Genomic DNA, 24,936 nt, shown 5'->3' with positions numbered 1-24,936 from the left:
TAATTATTAACTAATATCATATAAGTTTTATCTTATTTTTTTAAACCAAATAAAGAAAGCAGATATAAATTTATGCCAGCTCACTAAATTGAAAATTTACAACTCACCCCAATAACTAACTGCCTATGTTAACTCAACAAATCGAATCTAAAAAATACACTAAGATTAATTAATATATCTAAGATAAAGCTAACCACATTATCTAATGTTGAGAACATATTATTTGGCAAATCAGAACTACGCTATAACAATATTTTCACTTTTAAAACTGGCATGACCCTTGTTACTCTTCTTTTTCTTCAAGTAACTTCATTTCATAAAGTGCCTGTTGATGTTCAACATAGTTATAAATATTATTGGCTAAAGCATATTTAAATAACATTTTGGCACGTTCGTTGTCACCTTTACTTTGATAATATTTACCTAAGTAAAAGTAGGCTTCACAAAGGCGTTCGGCTAATTGTCGATTATTCTCTACACCTTGTTGAAGGTTCTGCATTAATTTAGATTCGTTAATTTTACCTAAATAAAATGCAATAATATTGCCACTATAACTCGTTTTATCATTAATCAGATCATAACGTTTTTGTAGCTCAATTTTGGCGGCTTTATTATCATTTTCTTTTTCAATCAAATAAAGCCATAGAATTCTAATAGGTTCATTCACATCATACTGATAAAATCGTAATGCATCACGCTCTGCGGCTTGATAATGGCCTGTACGATACAACGTAATAGCACGATTCAAATACGCATAAGTATAAGCGGGATCAAGCTCTAATGTAGTATTAAATGACATCAAAGCTGTATCAAAATCACCATCTCTTAATGCATAAGTTCCTAGAAAGTTGTAAATGTCAGGAACTTCAGGATTTAAGCTCAACAAATAGGAAAAATCGCTTTGAGCAAAGGCTTTAAAACCCAATGAATCATAGGCAATACCTCGCTCAAATATGAGTTGCATTCGCGTTCCAGTATCAAGGCCTTTTTGTGATAGCTGTTGGCTGAGCTGAGCAATTTTTAACTCATCATCATATGAAACTTGCTCAGGAACAGCTAACAAAGGTTGAGAATTAGAACAACCTGACAAAAGAATAACAGCTAGCAAAATGCAGCATACAGTTCTCAGGTTGAATAATCCCATTTTTATCCCCTAATGAATAATAATTTTATTCTGCTGTTGAAGTAACGTCTGCTGTAGGTTCGACAGCATCTTTCATACTCAAACGGATTCTACCTTGGCGATCAATTTCTAGTACTTTAACATTTACTTCTTGACCTACTTTTAGATAATCAGCCACTTTTTCTACTCGATGATCGGCAATTTGAGATACATGAACAAGTCCTTCTTTACCACCAATAACCGATACGAAAGCACCAAAATCAACGATTCTTGTCACTTTACCTGTATAAATTTTACCAATTTCGACATCAGCAACTAAGTTAGTAATACGTGCCATGGCATCTTTGGCTTTATTACCATCTGAAGCTGCAATCTTAACGGTACCATCATCAGTAATTTCAATAGTTGTTCCTGTTTCTTCAGTTAAAGCCCGAATTGTTGCGCCACCTTTACCGATAATATCGCGAATTTTGTCAGGATTTACATTCATTGTATAAATACGTGGTGCAAATTCTGAAATTTCTTGGCGAGGCTTATTAATTGCTTGTTCCATTACACCTAAAATATGTAAACGAGCACCTTTAGCTTGATTAAGTGCTACTTGCATAATTTCTTTGGTGATACCTTCAATTTTGATATCCATTTGCAATGCACTTACACCTTCGCGTGTACCTGCTACTTTAAAGTCCATATCACCAAGGTGGTCTTCGTCACCAAGAATATCTGATAATACGACAAACTGATCACCTTCTTTTACTAATCCCATTGCAATACCAGCAACAGATGATTTGATTGGTACTCCTGCATCCATAAGAGCAAGTGAAGCACCACAAACAGAAGCCATTGAAGATGAACCATTTGACTCAGTAATTTCAGACACTACTCGAACAGTATATGGAAATTCTTCACGGCTTGGCATTACAGCCGCAACACCTCGTTTAGCTAGGCGACCATGACCAATTTCTCGGCGTTTTGGTGAGCCAACCATACCTGTTTCGCCAACAGAGTATGGAGGAAAATTGTAATGAAGTAAGAACCGTTCAGTATATTCACCAGTTAACTCATCAATGATTTGTGCGTCACGCTCTGTACCTAATGTTGCAGTAACTAGTGCCTGCGTTTCGCCGCGTGTAAACAATGCACTACCATGAGTTCTTGGTAAGACATTAGTACGGATATCAAGTGCACGAATCATATCTTTTTCACGACCATCAATACGCGGTTCACCAGCAATAACACGCTTACGAACAATTTGACTTTCCAACTCAACAATAATATTAATCACTTCGTTTTCATCGAGTTCGTCATTTTGCTCTTTTAGTACAGCTAAAACTTCTTCTTTAATTAAATCAATTTGAGCATAACGTGCTTGTTTTTCAGTAATACGATAAGCTTCGCCCAAACGATCTTTAGCTAGTTCAACAATGGCGTTATATAGCACTTCATTTTTAGCCGGTGCTACCCAATCCCATTTTTCACAATTGGCTTTTTCTACAAATTCGTTAATATTATCAATAACAACTTGTTGTTGTTCATGGCCAAATACCACCGCTGCTAACATTTGATCTTCAGTGAGTAAATCAGCTTCAGATTCAACCATTAATACTGCACTTTTTGTGCCCGCAACAACTAAGTCTAGACGACTGGCTGTAAGCTCTTTTACTGATGGATTTAATACAAATTCATTATTAATAAAGCCAACACGTGCAGCACCAATAGGGCCGTGGAATGGAACACCTGATAAGCAAAGTGCAGCAGAAGCACCAATCATTGCAACTAGGTCAGGACTCACTTCGGGATTAACTGAAACAACGGTTGCAATAATTTGGATTTCATTAACAAATCCTTCAGGAAATAATGGACGAAGCGGGCGGTCGATTAAACGTGCAATTAGAGTTTCACCTTCACTTGGACGACCTTCACGTTTAAAGAATCCTCCAGGAATACGCCCTGCAGCATAAGTACGTTCTTGGTAATTAACTGTTAATGGGAAGAAGTCTTGACCTTCTTTTACTTTTTTATTTGCAACAACCGTGACAAATACAGCGGTATCATCCATATTAACCATAACAGCTGCGGTTGCTTGACGAGCCATAATACCAGTTTCTAAAGTCACAGTATGACGACCATATTGAAATTTTTGACATGTCGGATTAAACAAAATAATGTCCTCTTGTTATCTGTTATGTTGAAGTTTGATATTTCGACAGGACGCAACATTACGCTACGCTTATTGATACTCTCTTCAACAATGTGGGGATATATACAACAAAAAGATTATTTCACTGTCACGACTAATGACAAATCTATAAATTATAGAGCTCTCATTAGTCGCGCGAAACATGAGATATAATCTTTACTTTGTTGGCTTACTTAAAATAATAACTTTTAATGCTCAATATTATATCAGAGCATCGATTTTTCACAACGAAAAAGAGGCCTAAGCCTCTTTTCAAGTAGATTGTCAATTAGCGACGTAAACCTAGTTTTTTAATCAATTGGTTATAACGTTCAATATCTTTACGACGTAAATAATCTAATAATTTACGACGGCTAGACACCATACGTAATAGACCGCGACGGCTATGGTGATCTTTTTTATGCTCAGAAAAATGACCTTGTAAATCATTAATACGTGCAGTTAAAAGAGCAACTTGAACCTCTGTTGAACCAGTGTCGTTAGTGCCACGACCATATTCGGCAACGATTTTCGCTTTAGCTTCTACAGTTAGAGACATAATAAACCTCTTAAAATAAATATAAAAAATGGAATGACCGATCTCTAATTCAGACATTCCTCGGTATCCATATAGTGAATATATGAGTTATGTAATTATACTTAAATTTATAAAAATAGCAATTTGATTTATTTAGTTAACAGCAGTATTTACTTAAGCTCAAAACCATACTCTTCTTGAATTAGTTTTTTTAGCGCCTCAATATAATTTTGAGCTGATAAGCTTAGTTGAGCCTTTTGTGATGTGATCCAGCCTATTAGGATTTTTTCTTCTACATCTAACGGTATTGATAAAATATCAGATCCGTTTAAGTCAGCACTTAAAACCCCTGTGCTAATGGTATAACCATTAAGTCCATGCAATAAGTTAAATAAGGTTGCTCTATCACTGACGTGTATACTCTTTTTATGATAAACCGTACTTAAAATTTCTTCGGAAAAATAAAATGAGTTATATTCTCCCTGCTCAAAAGAGAGATAAGGGTAATCCTCTAAATCATCTAAAGTTAATAACTTCATGGATGATAATGGATGATGAGTACTAATAAATACATGAGGATTAGCTTCAAAAAGTGGGTTAAAGGTTAATCTATGTTCTTTCAGTAACCGTAAAATCACTTTTTGATTAAAATCATTCAAATACAAAATACCAACTTCACTACGTAAATTAGCAACATCGGTGATGATATCATGTGTTTTAGTTTCCCGAAGCGTAAACTCATACTCATCTGTTTGATTATTTTTAATTAAATTAACAAAAGCATTAACTGCAAAAGCGTAATGCTGAGTAGATATACTACATAACTGCTTAGAGGGTTCTTTTTTTGAGTAGTGCTGTTCCAATAGCTCAGCTTGATCTAGAACTTGTTTGGCATAACCTAAAAACTCAACGCCATCAGGTGAAAGTGAAACTCCTTTAGAACTGCGCACAAAAATCTCAATACCAAATTCAGCTTCTAGATCTTTCACCGATGTTGATAAGCTTGGCTGAGTAATATATAAATTCTTAGCGGCTTCATTTATTGAGCCAGAACGTGCTATTTCTAAAATATAGCGTAATTGTTGAAGTTTCATAATATTTGGACGTGTTAACACAAACTATCTTATATAACACAAATATATACTAAATAATATTTAAGTGAAATAAATACTTGTTGCTATTTTATACTCAAACATATAGTTACCTGAAAGTTTTTGACAAAAAATTTAATATAAATGAATTATGAAAAGTACAAATGAGAAGCAGTAGGATTGATAATAAAATTACTTTAGATATTTTAGGTAAAAAAATGTGAATTATTTGGCTTATAAGTATCTAAAAAAAGTTTTCGTAAATTAATTTTATACTCATAAGGGTCGAAACAGTAATTAACATTGGTCGAATTAATTGACGACCTTTGGCGATGACCATTTTAGCTCCAAGCCTTGCTCCTATAAATTGACCAACTAGCATAACCAATCCAATTGACCATATTACTTCTCCCCCTATAATAAAAAACAGCAAGCCGGCCAAATTTGAGGTAAAGTTTAGTACTTTGGTATGTGCAGTCGCTTTGGTTAAATTAAAACCGGCTAACGTAATATAAGCTAACGCATAAAATGAACCAGCACCAGGGCCAAAAAATCCATCATAAAAACCTATACCAAAGGCAGGAATTAATGCGAATTGAATAAGTGAAAGGCGACTGTTACGGTCGTTTTCTCCAATAGTTGGAGAAAGTAAAAAATAGAACCCAACGCTAATAGTTAAAATTGGTAATAATAATTTTAAAAAATCAGCTTGGATACGCATCACAGATAATGTTCCAATTGCTGAACTAACAAAAGCAAAAACGATTGCCCATTTTTGTTGTTTCAAATCCACCATATGCTGCCGGATAAAATATAGGCTAGCAGAAAACGAACCACCGCAACTTTGCAATTTATTGGTTGCCAATGCACTAGCTGGTGGCAGTCCAACAGCAAGTAATGCAGGGACAGTTAATAAACCACCTCCGCCAGCAATAGAATCAATAAAACCGGCCAAAGCAGCAATCAGAAAAAGTAAAATAAGCAGATCATAACTCATAATTTATTTACATCACCACATTGAGCCCGATAACGAAGGTAGTGATCCATTAGCACAATAGCAACCATTGCTTCAGCAATTGGTACAGCTCGAATGCCAACACATGGATCATGTCGACCATGTGTAGATACTTCAACGCTTTCACCCAAAATATTAACTGATTGACCAGGAATTTCTATACTAGGCGTGGGTTTAAGTGCTATGCTGGCTGATATGGTTTGTCCTGAACTAATACCACCTAAAATCCCACCAGCATGATTAGATAAAAAGCCTTTAGGTGTTATTTCATCACGATTTTCGCTACCACGTTTATTCACAACAGCAAAACCATCACCAATTTCTACACCTTTCACAGCATTAATACTCATTAGTGCATGCGCAAGATCAGCATCTAGTTTATCAAATACAGGTTCGCCAAGTCCTACTGGAATATTCTCAGCAACAATGCAAACTTTCGCACCTATTGAGTCACCCTCTTTTTTTAGTGACCGAAGCAACTGTTCAAGCGCATCTAATTTACTCTCATCTGCGCAAAAAAATGGATTGAGTTCAACTTGTTGCCAATCTTTCAATTCACATTTTACATCGCCCATTTGAGCCAAATAACCACGAATAGTAATGCCAAGCTTTTCTTGTAGATATTTTTTTGCAATAGCGCCGGCAGCAACTCTCATAGCCGTTTCACGAGCAGAGGAGCGACCGCCACCACGATAATCTCGTATACCATATTTATTTTGATAAGTGTAATCTGCATGGCTTGGTCTGAAGATATCTTTAATTTTACTATAATCTTGAGAACGTTGATCGGTATTTTCAATAAGTAAACCAATACTCGTCCCTGTTGTAACTCCTTCAAATACGCCTGACAAAATTTTAACTTGATCAGCTTCTCGGCGTTGAGTTGTATAACGAGATGAGCCAGGTCTACGACGATCAAGATCATTTTGCATGTCTGATTCTGTTAACGCAAGTCCAGGAGGAACACCATCGACAACACACCCTAATGCTACACCGTGTGATTCACCAAATGTGGTTACTTTGAATAATTTTCCGATTGAGTTTCCAGCCATAATAAATTTATTCCAATGATTAAAAACAGCTTATTTAAAACAATAATGATATTGGATCAGTTCTTCACGTGTGATAGAAAACACACCCAACCCACCACGTTCAAATTCTATCCAATTAAAAGGGACATCGAGATATTGTTGTTGTAAGCTAACCCAACTATTACCAACTTCACAAACTAATACTCCTTCTGGTGTTAAATAATTTATCGCATCTCGTAAAATTTTTTTTACCAGATCTAAACCATCAAAGCCTGCTTCTAATGCTAATTTAGGTTCATATAAAAACTCGTCTGGCAAATCACTCATATCTTCACTATCAACATAAGGCGGATTAGTGACAATCAGATCGTATTGTTTTTCTGGCACATCATCAAATAGATCTGACAAAATAGGAGTAACTTGAAAATCCATTTCGTGCATTTCAATATTTGTTTTGGCGATATCTAATGCTTCTAAGGAAATATCAGTTATATCAACTTGAGCATCAGCAAACTCATAAGCACAAGCAATCCCTATACAGCCACTACCAGTACATAGATCTAAAATATTTTTAGGTTCAGTTAATATTATTTGCTCAAAATGGTTATCAATTAGTTCACCAATAGGAGAACGAGGAATTAATACACGTTCATCAACATAAAAAGCATGTCCACAAAACCAAGCTTGGTTAGTTAAATAAGGGGTTGGTACACGATCTTTTATTCGCTTTTGAATAATATCAATAATTTGATTTTTTTCATCATTAGTTAGATTTGCGGAATAAAATTCTTCAGGAATAAACAACGATAATCCTAACGTTGCTAAAACTAATTGTTTAGACTCATCAATAGGATTATCTGTACCATGACCTAAAAAGACATCTGATAGACTAAGTTGTGATGCTGTCCAGCGTATAAAGTCTTGAACTGTGCGTAAGTTTTCCATAATAACTCCAAATGATTTAGGAGAGGAAGGTATTGTTTGTCATTTTAAATAACAACTATAAATTACGAACTATTAAAATAATCTAGATAGCTAGTTTTATAGCGTTATGAACTAATGGTCCCATCTTTTAATGACTCAATATGGCGGTGAGGAAGGGATTCGAACCCTTGATACGTTGCCGTATACACACTTTCCAGGCGTGCTCCTTCAACCACTCGGACACCTCACCTCATTAGAACCCACTTTTCAAAAGTAGGTTGCATACTATAATGATCACCAACTAATTAATCAAGCTTTTTAATTCATACAAACAATAAAACCAAATATGGCTATAACAGCTAGTATACCAACGGTTGTGATCAATGCATATTTTAAATTTGAACACATATTATTATCTCCAATTATTTATTATTAATCAGCCTTTTTGATTGGTGAATTGAACGAAATAGTTTTACTAATAAATTTATTACTTTCAATTTTCGGGTAATTAGGTGCAAAATCTAAAAGTATCTCAATCGATTCATCTAAGTAAGGATCGGGTTGTTTATAATCTTTAGGTACATCATCTAATTTAGTAATTGATGGCAAGCCTGCTTTTTTCAAACGCTCATTCATCCTTGTTAAATCACGCTCATCATTAGCTTTCTGCTCTAATTCTCGCTTTTTCTTATTAAGCGAAACAATATATTGACGACCTTTTTTATCATTAAATCTTTTAATATCTTCATCAATATACATAAACTCAGAATTCTTTGAAATTCTAGCCAAATGTTGTGATTCTAAATTAGGTAGCAATGGCTTAATATTAGCAAGAGTTAAATAATCAGCCGAAGGAATTTTATCCCAAGGTAATGCGTTATCTAAGAATCGTTCACCTGTCTCATCAACGTATTTTACTTTATTCATTTCAATATCTGGTTCAACACCTTTTAGTTGTGTACTGCCACCGTTGATACGATAAAACTTTTGTATTGTGTACTGTGCACCGCCTAGCTCAGGCCAATTTGGATGTAGTCTTGCGTCAACTGGATAAGAAACATTACGAGATGTTTGTACTGTTCCTTTCCCGTAAGTCGTCTCACCAACAATTAATGCTCGGCCATAATCTTGCATAGCAGCAGAAAATATTTCTGACGCTGAAGCACTATAGCGATTAATCATTACAATAAGTGGTCCAGTATATTCGATACCTTTATTTCGGTCATCATAAGTAATAACATTTTGTAAATTATCACGAACTTGAACAACAGGCCCACTATCAATAAATAAACCTGTTAAAGTAATAACTTCGGCTAATGAACCACCACCATTATCACGCAAATCAATAATTAAACCTTGTAAATTTTCTTTATTTGCTTTCAATAAAAGGGTTTGAACTTTTTCGGTTAGTCCAATATAAAAACTTGGTATTTCAATAACGCCTACTCTGCCGCGCTGATTATCAACAATCTTTAATTTCGCTTCACGATCTTCAAAATGAATTTTACCACGAGTAAGTTCAATTACTTTCGAATTACTATTATTACCGACAGGTAAAATTTCTAATTTCACAACAGTGCCTTTAGGACCGCGAATTTTATCGACTATATCATCTAAACGCCAACCAATAACATCTTCAATTGCAGAATCTTTTTGACCTACACCAATAATTTTATCCCCGATGCTAAGTAGCTTACTTTTTTCCGCTGGCCCACCCGTCACAAAAGACATTATTGTGGTATAATCATCTTGCTGGCTTAATGTTGCTCCAATTCCTTCGAAAGATAAACTCATCTCTGAGTCAAAATCTCGTTTTTTACGTGGTGCTAAATAGCTAGTGTGGGGATCGATTTCTCTGGCAAACGCATTCATAAATACTTGAAAGGCATCTTCATTATTTGATTGCATTATCGTTTTCAAAACGCGATTATAACGTTTACTTAAAACGTTACGGATCTCTTTTTCGTTTTTTCCTGATAAGGATAAACTCAATTCATCATATTTAACACGTTTATTCCAATAAATATTAAGTTCGTTTTCTGATGTCGGCCAAGCAATTTCTTCACGATTAAAATCAATTTCATCATTGGCAGAAAAATCCATAGGCCGTTGTAAAACTTCAAGGGCATATTGATAACGGTCATAACGTTTTTTCAAAAAAAGATTGTAAATATCATAAGCCGTCGTTAAATTACCATCGATTAACTCTTGACCTAAAGACTCTTGTCTATTTCGAAAACCATCAACATCGCTTTGAATAAAAATTGATTTATTACCATCCAATAATTTGAAATAGCGATCAAAAATCTGAGCTGAAAAAGCACCATCCAAGGAAAAATTACGATAATGTGATTGAGTAAAAAAATTCGTTACTCGTTTAGCTACAACTTGGTGGATATCATCTTGCTTTAAAACTGGTATTTGTTCATTAGCTTGCGGTTTTGCCTGAACGTTTTGACTAAAAATACTCAAAATAAGGCTAAGCGTGATAACTTTCAGTAATTTATTCATTTAAATTCTCTACTTATTGATAATATGTTCGGGTTTAACCGTTAATTCCATGCCTACACCAACCTTGACTTTAATATGCTCTTTTTCAATATTGATGATTTGCACTTTTATAGGTTTATTACCTACTACAACTTTAACAAAATCACCAATTTTTAAACTGTTAGATTTTTTAAACTTTTTAAAATTCGTATGCTTATTTTTACGTTTTTCTTTTGCACGTTCTTTAAAGCGTATTTTAGCCTTTTCTTTACTCTCTTTTAATTGTTGTTGTGCATGCTCCATTTGCTCTTGATTAATGACGTCATGAGGATTACCATATAAATCAACACGATTAGCCCCTTCTTTTATACTATACAAATAGCGCCAACTCATTGTGTATGCACGCAGAGCAGCTCGAAGTTTAGTTTTACTAAGTATTTCACCATTATCTAAACAAGAAAGAATATCTTGAAAAATTCCAATTTTTAATGGTTTAGCCTCACCTTCAAGGGTAAAGCAATTCGGGAATTGTTGAGCTAAATAAGCAATAATCTCTTTACTATTTGTTAATTGAAACTGACTTTCCATTGTTTATTCCATAGTAACTAAATTTCAGGGACGTTAAAGTATATCGCAGCTTATACAATAACACTAATCATCTTTTTTCTGTTTATTAATAAAAGTAATAAAATCTTTAATACCATTTCGCATCAGCCATGAAGATACAATAGATTGTTCATCTGTAGATAATTGTTCAAATGCAGTGATCCAAAGTTGTAAAGGCTCGATCGGCGAAATGATGTAGTTAGCACTTTCTTCTTTACTATATAATGCTTTTTTAACGTTAAGTGGCAAGCTACCAATATGATATTCTAGGGCTTTACCTCGGACACCAGTCCTTTTTCTAGCTGTCCAGTTTTCAGTTCTTGCTTTACGATTAACACCTTGTATCGTTGACGGCATCCCTGCAACACTTGATAGCTCTTTTGATGAGAACCACTCTTTCATTTTCACTATCCCATTTTAACACAATCAAGAAAAAATTATAGAAATTAAAGAAACTTTGATACAATAAATAAGAAACGTCTTATTATTGATAATTTAAATTCAATTATAAACTTACTTGTTTTAGTAACTTTAGAGCATAACATAGATATATAAGGTTATAAACTAGGAGGAAATAAAAAATGAAAATAAAGTTTAATGATTGGCATCCTGCGGATATTATTGCTGCCCTAAAAAAGAAGGGTACAACACTTGCAAATCTATCTCGCCAATCAGGCTTAAGTTCATCAACACTTAGCAATGCATTAGTTCGTCCATGGACAAAAGGAGAAATTATTATTGCCAAAGCATTAAATTTAGAACCCCACCAAATTTGGCCCAGTCGTTATATTAATTCAAAAACAAAGCAACCAATAAAACGTGTTCTACGGCAGAGCAAAGAATAAATTTTAAAATAGCCTGTAGATAAAAAATGAATAACAACAATATTGAAGAAAATATAGAAACATATAGAAACATAAATAGTGTTTCCATGTTTCTATCTTAGTAATAGTTATGATCTAATTGAATATTAATTACTTTTTCTAAAAATATAAAATTCCTCTTATTTTAAACGTTGCCCAACATATGCTATTATTGTCAATAAAAACATTAATCACCTTAGGCAACAATATAATGAAAAATATAACAAAGTACCTTATCACGTTATTTTCAATCATAATATTATCAAGTTGTTCACAAAAGAATTTTGTAGAGCATGGAACTCCTCTAAGTAAGGAAAAAGTAAGAAATATCGTCCAAGGTTCGACAACTGAATCCCAAACTCTATCTATATTTGGTGAACCAATAAACAAAACAATGCTTAATAGCAACGAAACTCAGTGGACATATCAATACACTAAAAAGAGCTCAACAAGTCATATGTTAATTGGCGAAACGCAATACAATATTATTGAAGGAAAGCTCGATATTATTATATCTAAAGGAGTAGTAACTTGGTTCAATTATGATGAAAACCAAAGGCAGAAAAAGTGGTAATAAATTATTTACTTTATAGCCGTCACTAAGATGTACTATAAATTTAATGTTTCACGCCCATTCAGTTGTATTATCTGACAAATGTTTAAACTTCACGCATCTCTTTCCTAAAGATAAGACAACTCTGGACAAAACTGCACATTAGGTTATACTCATTATCGAAATTAACCAGACAATCGCTGCTTTGTTGTTTTTATAAAGAAATAAACAAAGGGGAGGAAAGTCCGGGCTCCATAGGGCAGAGTGCCAGGTAACGCCTGGGGAGTTTTGGCGAGAGCGAAAATTCACGACTAGTGCAACAGAGAGTAAACCGCCGATGGCTTATTTTATAAGATCAGGTAAGGGTGAAAGGGTGTGGTAAGAGCACACCGCACAACTGGTAACAGTTGTGGCACGGTAAACTCCACTCGGAGCAAGGTCAAATAGGGATTCATTGGCGTGGCCCGCGTTGAATCCGGGTAGACTGCTTGAGCTAATGCGTGAGTATTAGCCTAGAGGAATGATTGTCCACGACAGAACCCGGCTTATCGGTTAATTTCACCTTCTACTTCTTGTTATTGTTATTGTTTAATCCAATTTTAGATTGCTTTTTATTGCTTAAAGAGCGCTTAACAGCAAGAAAAATTGAAAAAATTAACCCTAACACCAACAACAAAACAGGTATTAGCATTAATAAAGACATGATCTGCTTTTCATACTCTTTGAAAACTGGTGATAATCCAAATAGGTAACCTAATGTCACAATCAAGAAAATCCATAATGTAGCACTGATTATATTATAAATATGGAATTTTCGACTATGTAGTCCTGATAATCCAGCCATCATCGGTAATAATGTACGTACAAAAGCAATAAATCGCCCAATAAATAGCGCTTGTAATCCATACTTATGAAACAATACTTCCGATTTGTGATGATATTTTTCAGGTATATGCGCCATCCAACCTTGAACAAGCTTAGTATTACCAAGCCAAAGTCCTTGAGCATAACCTAACCAAGTACCTAAAGCAGCGCCAGCAATTAAAATAAAATTAATTAAACCAAAATGAAATACATTTTGGCTAATTAATACACCTGTTAGGAATAATAGGCTGTCTCCAGGTAAAAAAGCCGCCGGTAACACACCATTTTCTAAAAGAATAATAACAAACAACATTCCATATAGTGTCCATAGCACATTAGGGTTTGAAAGCGTTGCAATGTCCAAATTAACAAACGCATGATAAAGTGTAATTATTGTTTCCATCTATTTTTAAATCCCATTGATGTATTATTATTAGTGGTTAATGGTACCACCAACGGTTAAATTATCCACTTTTAAAGTGGGTTGCCCAACCCCAACAGGTACGCTCTGCCCTGCTTTACCACAAACACCCACACCAGAATCTAATGCTAAATCATTACCTACCATAGATATTTGCTGCATAGTTTCTATACCTGAACCAATTAATGTTGCACCTTTAACTGGAGTTGTTATTTTTCCCTTTTCAATTAAGTAAGCTTCTGAAGTTGAAAACACAAATTTACCAGAGGTAATATCTACTTGTCCTCCAGCAAAATTAGGAGCATAAAGACCATAATCGACGCTACTAATGATATCGCCAAAAGAAGAATTTCCTGCCAACATATAGGTATTAGTCATTCTTGGCATAGGTAAGTAAGCATATCCTTCACGACGACCATTACCAGTTGAACATGTATTCATCAATTTTGCGTTGAGCTTATCAAACATATAACCTTTTAAAATACCATTTTCAATAAGCACTGTTTTTTGGCTTGGAGTACCTTCGTCATCAATAGATAGTGAGCCTCGGCGGTTCTCAATAGTACCGTCATCAACAATAGTGCAAACTTCTGAGGTGACTTGTTCACCAATTCTCCCAGAAAAAACTGAACTATTTTTCCGATTGAAATCGCCTTCTAAACCATGACCTACAGCCTCATGTAACAAAACCCCAGGCCAACCAGCACCTAAAACAACAGGCATTGTTCCTGCTGGCGCAGCTTTAGCAGAAAGAGAAACGAGTGCTTGACGCACGGCTTCTCGGGCATAGCTGTCAGCATAACTTTCTGATGTTTTTGGGTTGATTGTTAAAAAATATTCATACCCAAATCGACCACCGCCTCCACTACTTCCTCGCTCACGTCTACCCTCTTTTTCAACCAAAACTGAAACGGATAAACGCACCAAAGGACGGATGTCAGCTTTTAATGTACCATCAGTTGCGGCTATTAAAATATCTTCATAACTTCCAGTCAAACTAGCTGAAACTTCAATAACTCTAGGATCGATTGAACGTGCTAAGTAATCAATTTGTTGCAACAATTCAATTTTCTGTTCTTTAGAAAAAGAATTGATCGGGTTGATTGACGAGTATATAGATACTGTTTGAGCAGATTTAAATGGCGTCACTTTGATAGGTGTTTGTATTTTAGTGATTGAATTTGCTGCGAATATACTTTGTTCTAACCGCGCTAATGAAAGCTGATCAGTATAAGCAAACCCTGTTTTTTCACCAACAACGGCTCTAACACCAACTCCTTGGTCACGATGAAATGAGGCATTTTTTATAATACCATCTTCAAGTAACCAGTTTTCATAATAACCAGATAGAAAATACAAATCACCAAAATCAATTTTCCTTGAGCTCAACATATCAAGCAAATGCGAAAGATCTTGTTGGTTTAGATTATTTGGGTTGAGCAGTCGTTCACTCACTTGAGTTACTATCATAAATTCCTTAAATTCTAATTGTTAACAGAAGTTTTTTGATAATCGATTATAACTAGTTGATCATAATAATTATTTAACTTTCATCATTTTTATACTGAAACGTATAGTTACCTGAAACTTTTTTACAAGATATTGCTTCTACATTAATACAACATCATATTGTTCTTGAATATAAAGTGGTTCAACTTTTACTTCAACGCGTTTACCCACAAACACCTCAACTTCAGCTAAAGCATGAGATTCATCATTAGTTAAAGCATTAGCTACAGCAGTCGATGCATAAACTAAAAAGTATTCAGAGTGATGAGCTTTATAAACACGAACAATATCACGTAAAATTTCGTTGCAAACTGTTTCTACCGATTTAACCATGCCACGACCTTTACATGCTGGACATTCTTCACATAGAATATGCCCTATACTTTCACGTGTTCGCTTGCGGGTCATTTCGACCAATCCTAAACTCGAAAATAAATTAACAGTTGTTCTAGCCCTATCTTTAGATAAAGAATCATGGAGCGATTGTAACACCCGTTCACGGTGCAGATCTTCTTGCATGTCGATAAAATCGATAATAATAATTCCCCCTAAATTACGCAAACGTAATTGACGGGCAATCGCTATTGTTGCTTCAATATTAGTATTAAAAATCGTCTCTTCTAAATTCCGATGTCCTACAAATGCACCAGTATTGATATCAATAGTAGTCATGGCTTCGGTTTGATCAATAATTAAATATCCGCCAGACTTCAATTTGACTTTACGCTCTAATGCTCTTTGAATCTCATTTTCGGTATCATAAAGATCAAAAATAGGAATATTACCACGATAGTGAAATAATTTATTGGTTACCTCGGGCATAAATTCTTGCGTAAATTCAACTAATAAATCATATGTTAATTTCGAATCCACTAAAATTCGCTCAATTGGATCACCAACAAAATCGCGCAATACACGTTGTGATAATGCCAATTCCCCATAAACAAGATTTTTACTTACTGGACGAGCCATACGTTCTTGAATTTTAGTCCAAAGTCGCTTTAAAAAATTAGCATCTTGCTCTAACTCATGTGCACTTGCACCTTCTGCAGCCGTTCTAACAATAAAACCAGCCTCTGTTGTCACATATTGCTCAACAATATTTTTTAATCTTTCACGTTCTTGTTCACTTTCTATGCGTTGTGATGTGGCTACATGCGCAGAATTTGATCCAGGCATTAATACCAAATAACGTGATGGCAAAGTAATATCGGTTGTAAGCCTTGCCCCTTTAGTTCCCAATGGATCTTTAACTACTTGTACCATTAAATCCTGCCCTTGGCGGACAAGTTCAGAGATATCTTTTACTTGAAATTGTTCTTGCTCTGTATCTGATACGCACTCAGTATGAGGCATAATATCTGATGCATGCAAAAAGGCAGCTTTATCAAGACCAATGTCTACAAAAGCGGCTTGCATACCAGGCAAAATACGGATTATTTTACCTTTATAAATATTCCCAACAATACCGCGTCTAGACTCACGATCAACATGGATTTCTTGCAAGACACCATCTTCAATATAAGCAACCCGTGTTTCAGATGGCGTCACATTCATTAATAATTCAACAGACATAAGATTCTCTTTTAGTTTATAGCAAAGCTCCGTCTTATTAGTCGTAAAAATAAATAGATACCAATCCATAATAGACTATCTATACAGCTTGATATAAAAATCAATGGCGATATTGTTATAGTATGATAAATACAGACTTGAAATAAAAATACCAGTAAATTATAACATATCGATATCCCAAAGATGATAAACGACTGTTGCCATAACGCTAAATTACGTATCAATTGGAATTTAAAAACTAGTAAATAAGCAATAAATGAATAAATAAAAGCATGGATCCCCGAAATTGAACCAGTACATAGATCGTTCAAAGCACCAAACACAAAAGCCGTGCCAATCCCAACCCGATGAGGAAGTGCAATTAACCAATAAGCCAAAATAAGCATTAGTATATGTGGTTTAAATATACTATATGATGACCAAGGAATAGTTTGTAAACATAAGCCAATAAATAGCGTTATCCAAATGATAAATATTCGATTACGAGCCCTCATGTTTTACTCCTTGATTTCCCCACAACAATAATAAATAACGTAAGCGTTTCAAATCAGCTGTAGGTGTAGCTGTAATAACAGGAGTTGCATCTGTAATATCAAGTTTTACTGAGCTTACCACTGCTACTGGATATCCTTCAGGAAAACGGCCATCAAGTCCTGAAGTAACTAAAACATCTCCAACTTTGATATCAACGTTATTAGATAAAAATTCTAATGTTAAATCATTACTACACCCATTACCCACTGCAACCATGCTTATATCATTTCTTAGCACTTGTACAGGAATTGCATGTTGATAATCGCACAATAAAATTGCACGACTAGTAGATTGGGCTGTTTCATAAATTTGCCCTACAATCCCTTTTTCATCAACGACAGGTTGCCCAACATAAACACCATCTTGTTTACCTTTATTTACAACAAATTGATAAACATAAGGATCAGTATCTATAAGCAATACTTGTGCTGCCATCTTCTGTTCATCATGCCTTAAAGGAGAACCTAACAATTCACGAAGTCTATCATTTTCATGTTTTAAATGCTCAAGTAACAATAAATCATTTTTGTGTTGTAATAAGTCTGCATGCAAATTTGCATTTTCATTTATTAATGTTTCTCGTGTTTTGGACATCTCGTAAAGAGAATCAAACGACGACTTTGGTGCATTGGAAACATAATATAGAGGAGAAATAAGGGTATCTAAATAATAACGAATTTCTTTAAATGGACGATAATTGATATCTAATACAATTAGAACCAAGGCTAACGCCAGAGAAGTAAATAATTGTACACTAAGAGGGGAGCGTTTAGAAAAAAGTAATTTCATTGCCGGTACTTACCTGTTTAAAGCTCAAGATCTAATTATTTCAAAATATGACTCCGCCGACACGATTGTCGGCGGGGAAAATATGATATGCATGCTTATTGTTTTATCAAAATAAAACTAATCAACAATAACTTATTAATTACTCTTCACTAAATAGATCACCACCATGCATATCAACCATATCTAACGCCTTACCGCCACCTCTGGCAACGCACGTTAATGGATCTTCAGCCACTACTACATGAATACCTGTTTCAGCCGATAATAACTTATCAATATTACGTAATAGAGCACCACCACCGGTTAAAACCATACCATGTTCTGAAATATCAGAAGCAAGCTCAGGAGGGCACTGCTCTAATGCAACTTTTACCGCACTAACAATACCGCTTAATGGCTCTTGTAATGCTTCTAAAATTTCATTAGAGTTTAAAGTAAAGCTACGCGGCACACCTTCAGCAAGATTTCGTCCACGCACTTCAATTTCGAGAACTTCATCGCCAGGATAAGCACTACCAATAAAATGTTTGATTTTTTCGGCTGTTGCCTCGCCAATTAAAGCGCCATAATTGCGACGAACGTAGTTAATAATCGCTTCATCAAATCGGTCACCACCAATACGAGCAGATGCAGAATAAACAACACCATTTAGTGAAATGACAGCTACTTCGGTAGTTCCACCACCAATATCAACAACCATTGAACCAGTAGGCGCAGATACAGGTAAATCAGCACCTATAGCAGCTGCCATTGGCTCTTCAATTAAATACACTTCACGAGCACCTGCGCCTAAGGCTGACTCTCGGATAGCTCGACGTTCAACTTGTGTAGCACCTACAGGAACACAAACAAGTACGCGAGGACTTGGTCTTAAAAAACTATGGCTATGAACTTGACGGATAAAGTGCTGCAACATTTCTTCAGTAACAGAAAAATCAGCAATAACGCCATCTTTCATCGGTCTAATGGCTGCTATATTACCTGGTGTTCGCCCTAACATTAGTTTCGCAGCATGCCCAACAGCAGCAACACTTTTTCGAGTACCTGTGCGATGATCTTGGCGAATCGCTACAACAGAAGGTTCGTTTAATACTATACCTTGCCCTTTTACATAAATAAGTGTATTTGCTGTACCTAAATCGATTGATAAATCATTTGAAAACAAGCCACGAACTTTTTTGAACATAATAAAAACTCTTCCTAGAATTAATCTTGTTTAGTATATTTTAATATTTAAAAATCACTATGGAATCAAAAAATAAATATTCTCAACTTTATTTAAGCTAAATAAAAATTTATTTAATCCTTTTAAACCCACAGTAAACCTTAATATTAATTGACGGTTAATATTGTATCTCAAATATAAAATAATACCTAGAAAATAGTATAACAAGTGTTTGTAAAAGAGATATATAATGACAAAATCTGTTTTACAGTGTATTCTTCCGCGTTAATGTTGAGTTACAACTTTATTATCGACTAAAAAACATCTTTAGCTGATAATAAAGATGCATTTAAATAATTGTTACTTATATCAAATAAACACGGTGTAATTCATGGATATACGCAAAATTAAAAAATTAATTGAATTAGTTGAAGAGTCAGGTATTTCAGAGCTTGAAATTTCTGAAGGTGAGGAATCTGTTCGTATTAGTCGTGCTGCTCCTACTACAAACTATTCTGCGCCAGTACAAAATATTCAAATTCCTCAACCAGCTCCTGTTGTTGCTCCAACCGTCCAAACAGAAGTTGTAACTGATAATGTGGTAACTGATGGTACAACAATTAAATCCCCAATGGTTGGAACTTTTTATCGTACACCTAGCCCAGAATCAAAAGCTTTTGTTGAAATTGGCCAAACAGTAAATGTTGGCGATGTGCTTTGCATCGTTGAAGCGATGAAAATGATGAACCAAATTGAATCAGAAAAAGCTGGTACAATAAAAGCCATATTGGTTGAAAATGGTCAACCAGTTGAATTTGATCAGCCACTATTCATTATTGAATAATCTGAATTTATTATTGACAATACGATTAAGAGATTGAATATGCTTGATAAAATTCTTATTGCGAATCGTGGAGAAATAGCTCTACGTATCTTACGAGCATGTAAAGAACTTGGAATAAAAACTGTCGCCGTTCACTCTACGGCAGATAAAGACTTAAAACATGTATTACTTGCAGATGAAACCGTCTGTATTGGCTCAGCAGCTTCAGCAAAAAGTTACCTTAACGTTCCTGCATTAATTTCAGCTGCGGAAGTAACTGGATCAGCTGCTATTCATCCAGGTTATGGTTTCTTATCTGAAAATGCAGATTTTGCTGAGCAAGTTGAACGATCTGGATTTATTTTTGTTGGTCCTAAACCTGATACTATTCGCCTTATGGGAGATAAAGTATCAGCAATTCACGCCATGAAAAAAGCAGGGGTTCCTTGTGTACCTGGTTCAGATGGCCCTCTAAGTAGTGATATTGAAATTAATAAACAAATTGCCAAGCAAATCGGCTATCCTGTTATTATTAAAGCTTCTGGTGGCGGTGGCGGACGAGGCATGCGTATTGTTCGTGAAGAAAATGATCTTGAACAATCTATCAAAATGACCAAGTTAGAGGCCAAAACTGCTTTCAACAATGATATGGTTTACATGGAAAAATTCCTTGAAAATCCACGTCATATTGAAATCCAAGTACTTTCTGATGGTCAAGGAAATGCAGTTTATTTAGGTGAACGAGACTGCTCAATGCAAAGACGACATCAGAAAGTTGTTGAAGAAGCACCTGCTGTTGGTATTACACCTAAAATGCGTAAATTCATCGGTGAGCGTTGCGTTAATGCATGTATCGAGATTGGCTACCGAGGAGCTGGCACATTCGAATTTTTATTTGAAAATGGCGAATTTTATTTCATTGAAATGAATACCCGTATTCAAGTAGAACATCCTGTTACTGAAATGATAACCGGAGTTGATCTAATTAGGGAACAAATTTTAATTGCAGCCGGCAAACCACTTTCAATTAAACAAAGTGATATTGAAATTAAAGGTCATGCGATTGAATGTAGAATTAATGCTGAAGATCCCAAATCTTTTATGCCATCACCAGGAAAAATCACTCGCTTCCATGCACCAGGTGGCTTTGGAATTCGTTGGGAATCGCATATTTATGCTGGTTACAGTGTCCCACCTTACTATGACTCAATGATTGGTAAATTAATTGCTTATGGTGAAACACGTGAAGTTGCTATAGCTCGTATGAAAAATGCGTTAGCAGAACTAGTTATTGATGGAATCAAAACCAATATTGATCTTCATATTGAAATTATGAACGATAAGAGCTTCCAAAAAGGTGGTACAAATATTCATTATTTAGAAAAGAAATTAGGTATTTATGAATAACAAAATAATCCCTTTTTATTAGGGATTATTACTTTATTTAAGTATTAATAAGGTATAGGTAGAAACAAATGAAAAAATGGAAACGAAGTGCTGAAGAAATTTTAACCATGGGGCCTGTGGTTCCGGTTATCGTTATTGAACGAATTGAGGATGCTGTACCACTAGCTAAAGCTCTTATTGCTGGCGGAGTGAAGGTACTGGAAGTAACATTAAGAACAGCTTGTGCGATTGAGGCAATTAAGAAAATCATCAAAGAAGTTCCTGATGCAATTGTAGGAGCAGGAACAGTAACTAGTGTTGAACAACTAAAACAGGTTACTGAAGCTGGTGTAGAGTTTGTTATTACACCAGGAATTACCGATGCTATTTTAGAAGCTGCAGTTGCAGGCCCTATTCCTGTTATTCCCGGTATTGCAACTATTTCTGAATTATTAAAAGCACAAGAATATGGTTTAACGGCATTAAAATTCTTCCCAGCTGAAATCAATGGCGGAGTTGCAGCATTAAAAGCATTTTCAGGTCCTTGTAAATACATGAAGTTTTGCCCTACGGGCGGTGTAAATCCTAAAAATTACCGTGATTATTTGGCACTTAATAATGTACTATGTGTTGGTGGAACTTGGTTTATTCCAACTGATGCCATAGCGAAAGGTGATTTTACTAAAATCACTGAGATGGCTAAGGAAGCTGTTGCTGGTGCGCAGTAGCTAATATTATTCCGCCGATACAAATTCGGCGGTTAATTACTATTCCCTAGCTTTAATTAACTTCTCAATCCTAGTCCTCTATCAATCAGTCGCCATGCAATTACATAAAGTACAGTCACAAATAAAATTAGCATTGAAAACGTGATCCATAACGGCACGTCTGACACTCCCAAAAATCCATAACGAAAACCGTTAATCATATAAACGATGGGATTAATTTTCGATACCCATTGCCAAAATGTTGGTAGCATTGTAATTGAATAAAAAACACCACCTAGATAAGTTAATGGTGTTAACACAAATGTTGGAATAATGCTTATATCATCAAACGTCTTAGCAAATACAGCATTGAGTAGACCTGCTAATGAAAATAAAATCGAGGTCAATAGCAATGTAAAAATAACAAACGACCAAGAATGCACATCAAAACGAACAAAAAATAGCGATACAATAGTAACCAAAATACCCGTTAAAATACCGCGCATTACACCACCACCGACATATCCTAGAATAAGAATATTTGTTGGTACTGGTGCCACCAATATTTCTTCAATATTACGTTGAAATTTAGCACTAAAAAAAGATGAACAAACATTGGTATAGGAATTAGTAATTACTGACATCATTATTAAGCCTGGAACAATAAATTCCATATAGCTAAAACCGCCCATGCCACCAACACGAGAGCCAATTAAATTACCAAAGATAATAAAATAAAGCGACATGGTAATAACAGGTGGAATTAAGGTCTGGATCCAAATTCTTAAAAATCGGGTTACTTCTTTACGCCAAATACTTTTTAAGGCAATCCAATATAAATTATTCATTAATGCCACCTTTTTGTTTAGTATCACTATGCAACAGCTCAACAAATAACTCTTCTAATCGATTCGCTTTATTTCGTACGCTGATTACTTTAATATTTTGTTTATTTAATTGTTCAAATAATTGATTTAATCCATTTTGTTTATCTACTTTCACTTCCAACATACCAGGCTCAACATCGGAATAATTATAGCCATTTAACTCAATTTGCTTAGGCGTCGCCACATAATCAATAACAATTGTTTCAGATTGGCTTTTAGCCAATAGCTCACGCATTGATGAGTTTGCTATCAATCTGCCGCTCTGAATAATACCAATATTTCTACAGAGCATTTCTGCCTCTTCTAAATAATGTGTGGTTAAAATAATTGTGATACCTTGACGATTGATTTCACGTAAAAAATCCCACATAGAACGGCGTAATTCAATATCAACGCCTGCAGTCGGTTCATCAAGAATTAATAATTTGGGTTCATGCACGAGAGCTCTGGCTATCATTAATCGCCTTTTCATTCCACCTGATAGCATATTAGCTCGACTATGGCGTTTATCCCACAAATCTAAAACTCGCAAATATTTTTCGGCTCGCTCTAATGCGATTTTTCGGGGCAATCCATAATAACCACCTTGATTAGTGACTATTTGTAACACTTCTTCAAATTGGTTAAAATTGAATTCTTGCGGTACAATTCCTAATTGTCTTTTTGCATTTACAACATCGGTATCTAAGTCGTAACCAAAGATTTTTACTTGCCCATAAGTTTTTGTCACTAATGAACTAATAATACCTATAGTTGTTGATTTACCAGCACCATTTGGTCCTAGTAAGGCATAAAAATCGCCAGCTTGTACAGTTAAATCGATACCTTTTAATGCTTCTACACCGTTTTTATAAATTTTTTTGAGTGAGATTAACTCAAGTGCGGGAATTGATGGCATGAATAATATATCCTAAGTCAATCAATTGTTATTTTAATAATATGATATCATGTTAAATGAATCGACAATATAATCAATCATTGTAAAAAGCTTTTTAGTTTAGTTTTATTTATATCAATATAAGTAAATTATAATTTCTAAAATAGAACACATATTATTAATTAGGTACTAATAACGTATCTTTAATTATCAATCTGCGTCTAAGTTATTGCTTAAGGAATAAGTATCATGTTTAAGATTGGATTAGTTTCAGTGTCAGATAGAGCATCAAGCGACATTTATCAAGATGAAGGCATACCATCATTAATATCATGGTTGCAAACAGCACTTAAAACACCATTTACAACCAAAAACCATATTATTCCAGATGAACAAGTTGTTATTGAACAAACATTATGTGAACTTGTTGATAATCAACATTGCCATTTAATTTTAACTACTGGTGGCACAGGCCCTGCGACTAGAGACGTAACCCCAGATGCAACATTAGCAATCGCTGATCGTGTAATGCCCGGTTATGGTGAGCAGATGCGTCAGATCAGTTTACATTTTGTACCAACTGCTATTTTATCTAGGCAAGTTGGTGTTATTCGCAAAAAATGTCTAATCATCAACCTACCTGGTAGACCAAAATCAATTAAAGAAACACTTGAGGGTGTTAAAGATGATCAAGGTAATGTTATTGTGAGTGGCATATTTGCTAGTATCCCTTATTGTATACAACTACTAGAAGGACCTTATATTGAAACCTATGACCAAATAGTGAAATCTTATAGACCGAAGGATGCTATTAAATCAACACTTTAATTTTATGCATATTTAACGCATAATTATTTATATAATAATTGCTACTGATACATTAAAATTGGTAGTAGTTATTTTGGTTTAAATATCAATTAGACTTTATTATGAGTCTTATAACGACATTTATTAGTAGTAAAGAGTAACAAATTAGAAGCCAAGGA

25 protein-coding genes, 1 tRNA gene and 1 other RNA gene are annotated in these 24,936 nt (G+C 34.8%); 7 read left to right on the top strand and 20 right to left on the bottom strand.

The annotated features are described in order from the left end of the window. Positions 1–283: 283 nt before the first annotated feature. The 12 genes from nlpI to A9G35_RS07225 form a co-directional block, all read right to left on the bottom strand. Positions 284–1,144, bottom strand: a complete 861-nt coding sequence (gene nlpI, locus A9G35_RS07275; RefSeq protein WP_034909673.1) for a lipoprotein NlpI — start codon at positions 1,142–1,144, stop codon at positions 284–286. 25 nt (positions 1,145–1,169) lie between these two features. Then, on the bottom strand, positions 1,170–3,284 hold the full coding sequence (pnp, locus tag A9G35_RS07270) for a polyribonucleotide nucleotidyltransferase (RefSeq protein WP_065609971.1): 2,115 nt from the start codon (positions 3,282–3,284) through the stop codon (positions 1,170–1,172). A 307-nt stretch (positions 3,285–3,591) separates the two neighbouring features. Further along, positions 3,592–3,861 (bottom strand): 30S ribosomal protein S15, encoded by a 270-nt coding sequence (gene rpsO, locus A9G35_RS07265; RefSeq protein WP_034909676.1) that lies wholly within the window; start codon positions 3,859–3,861, stop codon positions 3,592–3,594. Positions 3,862–4,010: 149 nt separating this feature from the next. After that, the gene (locus A9G35_RS07260) at positions 4,011–4,934 is read right to left on the bottom strand and encodes a LysR family transcriptional regulator (protein WP_065574462.1); all 924 of its coding nucleotides are present in this window, start codon (positions 4,932–4,934) and stop codon (positions 4,011–4,013) included. A 241-nt stretch (positions 4,935–5,175) separates the two neighbouring features. After that, entirely contained in the window at positions 5,176–5,928 is a 753-nt protein-coding gene (locus A9G35_RS07255) for a TSUP family transporter (RefSeq protein ID WP_065636298.1), read from the bottom strand. Continuing rightward, the gene (aroC, locus tag A9G35_RS07250; RefSeq protein ID WP_065636297.1) at positions 5,925–6,998 is read right to left on the bottom strand and encodes a chorismate synthase; all 1,074 of its coding nucleotides are present in this window, start codon (positions 6,996–6,998) and stop codon (positions 5,925–5,927) included. The genes A9G35_RS07255 and aroC overlap by 4 nt, the downstream gene beginning before the upstream one ends. A gap of 30 nt (positions 6,999–7,028) precedes the next feature. After that, positions 7,029–7,922 (bottom strand): 50S ribosomal protein L3 N(5)-glutamine methyltransferase, encoded by an 894-nt coding sequence (prmB, locus tag A9G35_RS07245; protein WP_065609979.1) that lies wholly within the window; start codon positions 7,920–7,922, stop codon positions 7,029–7,031. A 141-nt stretch (positions 7,923–8,063) separates the two neighbouring features. Next, positions 8,064–8,151: transfer RNA gene (locus A9G35_RS07240), tRNA-Ser, on the bottom strand. Positions 8,152–8,219: 68 nt separating this feature from the next. Next, positions 8,220–8,309 carry a cytochrome bd-I oxidase subunit CydH gene (cydH, locus tag A9G35_RS14145; protein ID WP_141673820.1) on the bottom strand — a complete coding sequence of 30 codons (90 nt, stop codon included), beginning with the start codon at positions 8,307–8,309 and terminating at the stop codon, positions 8,220–8,222. A 24-nt stretch (positions 8,310–8,333) separates the two neighbouring features. Continuing rightward, the gene (gene prc / locus A9G35_RS07235; protein WP_065636296.1) at positions 8,334–10,412 is read right to left on the bottom strand and encodes a carboxy terminal-processing peptidase; all 2,079 of its coding nucleotides are present in this window, start codon (positions 10,410–10,412) and stop codon (positions 8,334–8,336) included. Positions 10,413–10,421: 9 nt separating this feature from the next. After that, positions 10,422–10,979 (bottom strand): RNA chaperone ProQ, encoded by a 558-nt coding sequence (gene proQ, locus A9G35_RS07230; RefSeq protein ID WP_065636295.1) that lies wholly within the window; start codon positions 10,977–10,979, stop codon positions 10,422–10,424. Between the two features lie 63 nt (positions 10,980–11,042). After that, entirely contained in the window at positions 11,043–11,399 is a 357-nt protein-coding gene (locus tag A9G35_RS07225; protein ID WP_065636294.1) for a DNA-binding protein, read from the bottom strand. A gap of 179 nt (positions 11,400–11,578) precedes the next feature. On the opposite strand from A9G35_RS07225, the gene A9G35_RS07220 reads away from it, so the two are divergent. The 3 genes from A9G35_RS07220 to rnpB all read left to right on the top strand — a co-directional run bounded on the left by A9G35_RS07220 (position 11,579) and on the right by rnpB (position 12,977). Beyond that, positions 11,579–11,842 carry a helix-turn-helix domain-containing protein gene (locus tag A9G35_RS07220; protein ID WP_065636293.1) on the top strand — a complete coding sequence of 88 codons (264 nt, stop codon included), beginning with the start codon at positions 11,579–11,581 and terminating at the stop codon, positions 11,840–11,842. Between the two features lie 229 nt (positions 11,843–12,071). Next, entirely contained in the window at positions 12,072–12,434 is a 363-nt protein-coding gene (gene bamE, locus A9G35_RS07215; protein ID WP_065636292.1) for an outer membrane protein assembly factor BamE domain-containing protein, read from the top strand. Positions 12,435–12,594: 160 nt separating this feature from the next. Then, an RNA gene (gene rnpB / locus A9G35_RS07210) (RNase P RNA component class A) lies at positions 12,595–12,977 on the top strand. A 1-nt stretch (position 12,978) separates the two neighbouring features. On the opposite strand, the gene A9G35_RS07205 is transcribed toward rnpB, so the two are convergent. The 6 genes from A9G35_RS07205 to A9G35_RS07180 all read right to left on the bottom strand — a co-directional run bounded on the left by A9G35_RS07205 (position 12,979) and on the right by A9G35_RS07180 (position 19,291). Continuing rightward, positions 12,979–13,680 carry a DedA family protein gene (locus A9G35_RS07205; protein ID WP_065636291.1) on the bottom strand — a complete coding sequence of 234 codons (702 nt, stop codon included), beginning with the start codon at positions 13,678–13,680 and terminating at the stop codon, positions 12,979–12,981. A gap of 30 nt (positions 13,681–13,710) precedes the next feature. Continuing rightward, positions 13,711–15,168: a metalloprotease TldD gene (gene tldD, locus A9G35_RS07200; RefSeq protein WP_065636290.1), complete on the bottom strand. Its 1,458-nt coding sequence runs from the start codon at positions 15,166–15,168 to the stop codon at positions 13,711–13,713. Between the two features lie 138 nt (positions 15,169–15,306). Then, positions 15,307–16,782, bottom strand: a complete 1,476-nt coding sequence (rng, locus tag A9G35_RS07195) for a ribonuclease G (protein WP_065636289.1) — start codon at positions 16,780–16,782, stop codon at positions 15,307–15,309. 11 nt (positions 16,783–16,793) lie between these two features. Further along, positions 16,794–17,276 carry a rod shape-determining protein MreD gene (gene mreD / locus A9G35_RS07190; protein ID WP_065636288.1) on the bottom strand — a complete coding sequence of 161 codons (483 nt, stop codon included), beginning with the start codon at positions 17,274–17,276 and terminating at the stop codon, positions 16,794–16,796. Continuing rightward, positions 17,263–18,105 carry a rod shape-determining protein MreC gene (gene mreC / locus A9G35_RS07185; protein WP_065636287.1) on the bottom strand — a complete coding sequence of 281 codons (843 nt, stop codon included), beginning with the start codon at positions 18,103–18,105 and terminating at the stop codon, positions 17,263–17,265. Before mreC ends, mreD begins: the two co-directional genes overlap by 14 nt. A 139-nt stretch (positions 18,106–18,244) precedes the next feature. After that, the gene (locus A9G35_RS07180) at positions 18,245–19,291 is read right to left on the bottom strand and encodes a rod shape-determining protein (protein WP_065574434.1); all 1,047 of its coding nucleotides are present in this window, start codon (positions 19,289–19,291) and stop codon (positions 18,245–18,247) included. A 370-nt stretch (positions 19,292–19,661) separates the two neighbouring features. Here A9G35_RS07180 and accB point away from each other — a divergent pair, with 370 nt between their 5' ends. The 3 genes from accB (at position 19,662) to A9G35_RS07165 (ending at position 22,207) form a co-directional block, all read left to right on the top strand. Continuing rightward, positions 19,662–20,114, top strand: coding sequence for an acetyl-CoA carboxylase biotin carboxyl carrier protein (gene accB / locus A9G35_RS07175; RefSeq protein WP_065636286.1), 453 nt, complete (start codon positions 19,662–19,664; stop codon positions 20,112–20,114). Between the two features lie 39 nt (positions 20,115–20,153). After that, entirely contained in the window at positions 20,154–21,500 is a 1,347-nt protein-coding gene (accC, locus tag A9G35_RS07170; RefSeq protein ID WP_065636285.1) for an acetyl-CoA carboxylase biotin carboxylase subunit, read from the top strand. Between the two features lie 68 nt (positions 21,501–21,568). Further along, complete coding sequence (locus tag A9G35_RS07165; RefSeq protein ID WP_065636284.1) at positions 21,569–22,207, top strand: bifunctional 4-hydroxy-2-oxoglutarate aldolase/2-dehydro-3-deoxy-phosphogluconate aldolase; 639 nt, start codon at positions 21,569–21,571, stop codon at positions 22,205–22,207. Positions 22,208–22,263: 56 nt separating this feature from the next. Here A9G35_RS07165 and A9G35_RS07160 read toward each other — a convergent pair whose 3' ends face one another. After that, entirely contained in the window at positions 22,264–23,034 is a 771-nt protein-coding gene (locus A9G35_RS07160; protein ID WP_065636283.1) for an ABC transporter permease, read from the bottom strand. Beyond that, a complete protein-coding gene (locus A9G35_RS07155; protein ID WP_065636282.1) occupies positions 23,027–23,971 on the bottom strand; it encodes an ABC transporter ATP-binding protein in 945 nt (314 codons plus the stop codon). Before A9G35_RS07155 ends, A9G35_RS07160 begins: the two co-directional genes overlap by 8 nt. A gap of 228 nt (positions 23,972–24,199) precedes the next feature. On the opposite strand from A9G35_RS07155, the gene mog reads away from it, so the two are divergent. Further along, positions 24,200–24,778 carry a molybdopterin adenylyltransferase gene (gene mog / locus A9G35_RS07150; protein WP_065560628.1) on the top strand — a complete coding sequence of 193 codons (579 nt, stop codon included), beginning with the start codon at positions 24,200–24,202 and terminating at the stop codon, positions 24,776–24,778. Positions 24,779–24,936: the final 158 nt, after the last annotated feature.

This window comes from Gilliamella sp. Choc5-1 (assembly GCF_001690595.1).
Lineage (GTDB): Bacteria > Pseudomonadota > Gammaproteobacteria > Enterobacterales > Orbaceae > Gilliamella > Gilliamella apicola_M.
Note: the sequence above shows the minus strand (reverse complement) of the source record. Positions and strands in the feature narration are given on the sequence as shown.